We start from the raw sequence: 2,887 nt of genomic DNA, 5'->3' as shown, positions 1-2,887 counted from the left end.
GGGTCGACCGGGGCGGACGCGGGGCCGCCGGTCCGGGGGCGCGGGTCCTGGGGGTCCCGGGGGTGGGGGTCCTGGAGGTCCGGGCGATCCTGCGGGTCCTGGCGGTCCTGCTGCACGGGAAGGGTCCTTTTGTAGGCTGCGCACAGACCCTAACCGGGACCGGATCGGGCAAGGATGTGGCCATACACACACTTCGATCGGGCGGTGTTGTCGGGTTCCTCCCTGGCACCGGAGCCTCGCCGTGCGCGAGGATCAACGCCATGGATCTGCTGAAGACGCTGGTGGAGAAGGGCCTGCGGCGTGAGCTGCCGACCCGCGAAGAGGCCCTCGCCGTACTGGCGACCTCCGACGACGAGCTGCTCGACGTGGTGGCCGCGGCGGGGAAGGTGCGCCGGCAGTGGTTCGGGCGGCGGGTGAAACTGAACTACCTGGTCAACCTCAAGTCCGGTCTGTGCCCCGAGGACTGCTCGTACTGCTCGCAGCGGCTCGGGTCCACGGCCGAGATCCTCAAGTACACCTGGCTGAAGCCCGACGAGGCGTCGAAGGCGGCGGCCGCGGGCGTGGCCGGCGGGGCGAAGCGGGTCTGCCTGGTGGCGAGCGGCCGGGGGCCGACGGACCGCGACGTCGAGCGGGTCTCGGGCACCATCAAGGCGATCAAGGAACAGAACGAGGGCGTCGAGGTCTGCGCGTGCCTCGGGCTCCTCTCGGACGGCCAGGCCGAGCGGCTGCGGGCGGCGGGGGCCGACGCGTACAACCACAACCTCAACACGTCCGAGGGGACGTACGGGGACATCACCACGACGCACACCTACGCGGACCGCGTGGACACCGTGAACAGGGCCCACGCGGCGGGCCTTTCGGCCTGCTCCGGGCTGATCGCGGGCATGGGCGAGAGCGACGCGGACCTGGTCGACGTGGTCTTCTCGCTGCGCGCGCTCGACCCGGACTCGGTGCCGGTGAACTTCCTGATCCCCTTCGAGGGAACGCCGTTGGCGAAGGAGTGGAACCTCACCCCGCAGCGCTGTCTGCGGATCCTCGCCATGACGCGGTTCGTCTGCCCGGACGTGGAGGTGCGGCTGGCGGGCGGGCGCGAGGTGCATCTGCGGACGATGCAGCCGCTCGCGCTGCACCTGGTCAACTCGATCTTCCTCGGCGACTACCTCACGAGTGAGGGCCAGGAGGGCAAGGCGGACCTGGACATGATCGCCGACGCCGGGTTCGAGGTGGAGGGCGCGGACACCACGACGCTGCCGGAGCACCGGAGCGGCGGGGGCTGCGGGCCGTGCGACGGGGCGTCGGAGGGGTGCGAAGGCTCGGGTACGGTCCCGGCGGCGCGGGCCGACGTGGCTCCGGCGGACACCGTACGGACGGATCTGGTGGCGGTACGGCGCCGGGGTGCCGGTACGGACCTCGCGCCGAATGCCTGAGACCGCGCCCCCGGCCGGGCCGGACCCGGACGAACTGCTCGCGCTGGACCGGGCCCACGTCTGGCACCCGTACGGCCCCATGCCGGGCCGTGCGGAACCGCTGGTCGTGGAGTCCGCGTCCGGGGTACGGCTCCGGCTGGCCCGGCCCGCCCACGGGCAGCGCGAGTTGGTCGACGGGATGTCGTCCTGGTGGTCGGCGATCCACGGCTACAACCACCCCGTCCTCAACGACGCGGCGCACGGACAGCTGGACCGGATGAGCCATGTCATGTTCGGCGGGCTCACGCACGAGCCGGCGGTCCGGCTCGCGGCCAAGCTGGTCGAGATCACCCCGGAGCCGCTGCGGCACGTCTTCCTCGCCGACTCCGGTTCGGTGTCGGTCGAGGTGGCGGTGAAGATGTGCCTCCAGTACTGGCGTTCGGTGGGCCGGCCGGCCAAACAGCGGCTGCTGACCTGGCGGGGCGGGTACCACGGGGACACCTGGCAGCCCATGTCGGTGTGCGATCCCGACGGCGGGATGCACGAGCTGTGGTCGGGGGTGCTGCCGCGCCAGATCTTCGCGGACGCGCCGCCGGTCGCGTACGACGAGACGTACGCGCGCGGTCTGCGGGACCTGATCGGCCGCCACGCCGGTGAGCTGGCGGCGGTGATCGTGGAGCCGGTGGTGCAGGGCGCGGGCGGGATGCGCTTCCACTCCCCCGCGTATCTGCGGGTGCTGCGGGAGGCGTGCGACGCGCACGACGTGCTGCTGATCCTGGACGAGATCGCGACGGGTTTCGGCCGTACGGGCACGCTGTTCGCCGCCGAGCAGGGCGGGATCTCGCCCGATGTGATGTGCGTGGGCAAGGCGCTGACCGGCGGCTATCTCACGATGGCGGCGACGCTGTGCACGGCGCGGGTGGCCGAGGGCATCGCGCGGGGCGACGTACCCGTACTGGCCCATGGCCCGACCTTCATGGGCAACCCGCTGGCGGCGTCGGTGGCGCTCGCCTCGATCGAACTGCTGCTCGGCCAGGACTGGCGGGCGGAGGTCGAACGCATCGGTACGGGCCTGCGCGACGGCCTCGCCAAGGCGGCGGGCCTGCCGGGCGTCCTGGACGTACGGGTGCTGGGCGCGATCGGAGTCGTCCAGCTGGACCACGAGGTGGACATGGCGGCGGCGACCCGGGCGGCGGTCCGCGAGGGCGTGTGGCTGCGGCCGTTCCGCGACCTCGTCTACACGATGCCGCCGTACGTCACCGGCGACGACGACATCACGAGAATCTGCCGCGCGGTGGTCGCGGCGGCGGAAGAGGGCTGACATGCCGGTACTGATCGTGACGGGTACGGGGACGGAGGTCGGCAAGACGATCGTCACGGCGGCGGTGGCGGCGACGGCACGCGCGCACGGCCGCACGGTCGCGGTGCTGAAACCGGCCCAGACGGGCGTTGCCCCGGACGAGCGGGGGGACGCGGCGGAA

At 72.4% G+C, this 2,887-nt stretch carries 3 protein-coding genes; all 3 read left to right on the top strand.

Annotated features, from left to right (window positions below; genetic code table 11):
* The first annotated feature begins 260 nt into the window (after nt 1-260).
* Nucleotides 261-1,427 carry a biotin synthase BioB gene (bioB, locus tag GT042_RS01120; RefSeq protein ID WP_161306820.1) on the top strand — a complete coding sequence of 389 codons (1,167 nt, stop codon included), beginning with the start codon at nt 261-263 and terminating at the stop codon, nt 1,425-1,427.
* The gene (locus tag GT042_RS01115; protein WP_161306819.1) at nt 1,420-2,727 is read left to right on the top strand and encodes an adenosylmethionine--8-amino-7-oxononanoate transaminase; all 1,308 of its coding nucleotides are present in this window, start codon (nt 1,420-1,422) and stop codon (nt 2,725-2,727) included. Before bioB ends, GT042_RS01115 begins: the two co-directional genes overlap by 8 nt.
* Before the next feature lies 1 nt (nt 2,728).
* A partial coding sequence (locus GT042_RS01110; RefSeq protein WP_161306818.1) for an AAA family ATPase occupies nt 2,729-2,887 on the top strand: 159 nt, incomplete at its 3' end.

The sequence above is a fragment of the Streptomyces sp. SID3212 genome, assembly GCF_009865405.1.
Taxonomy (GTDB): domain Bacteria; phylum Actinomycetota; class Actinomycetes; order Streptomycetales; family Streptomycetaceae; genus Streptomyces.
Note: the sequence above shows the minus strand (reverse complement) of the source record. Positions and strands in the feature narration are given on the sequence as shown.

Coding starts and splice junctions, on each gene's coding strand:
- bioB (WP_161306820.1), top strand. CDS start 261: ATGGATCTGCTGAAGACGCTGGTGGAGAAGGGCCTGCGGCGTGAGCTG.
- GT042_RS01115 (WP_161306819.1), top strand. CDS start 1,420: ATGCCTGAGACCGCGCCCCCGGCCGGGCCGGACCCGGACGAACTGCTC.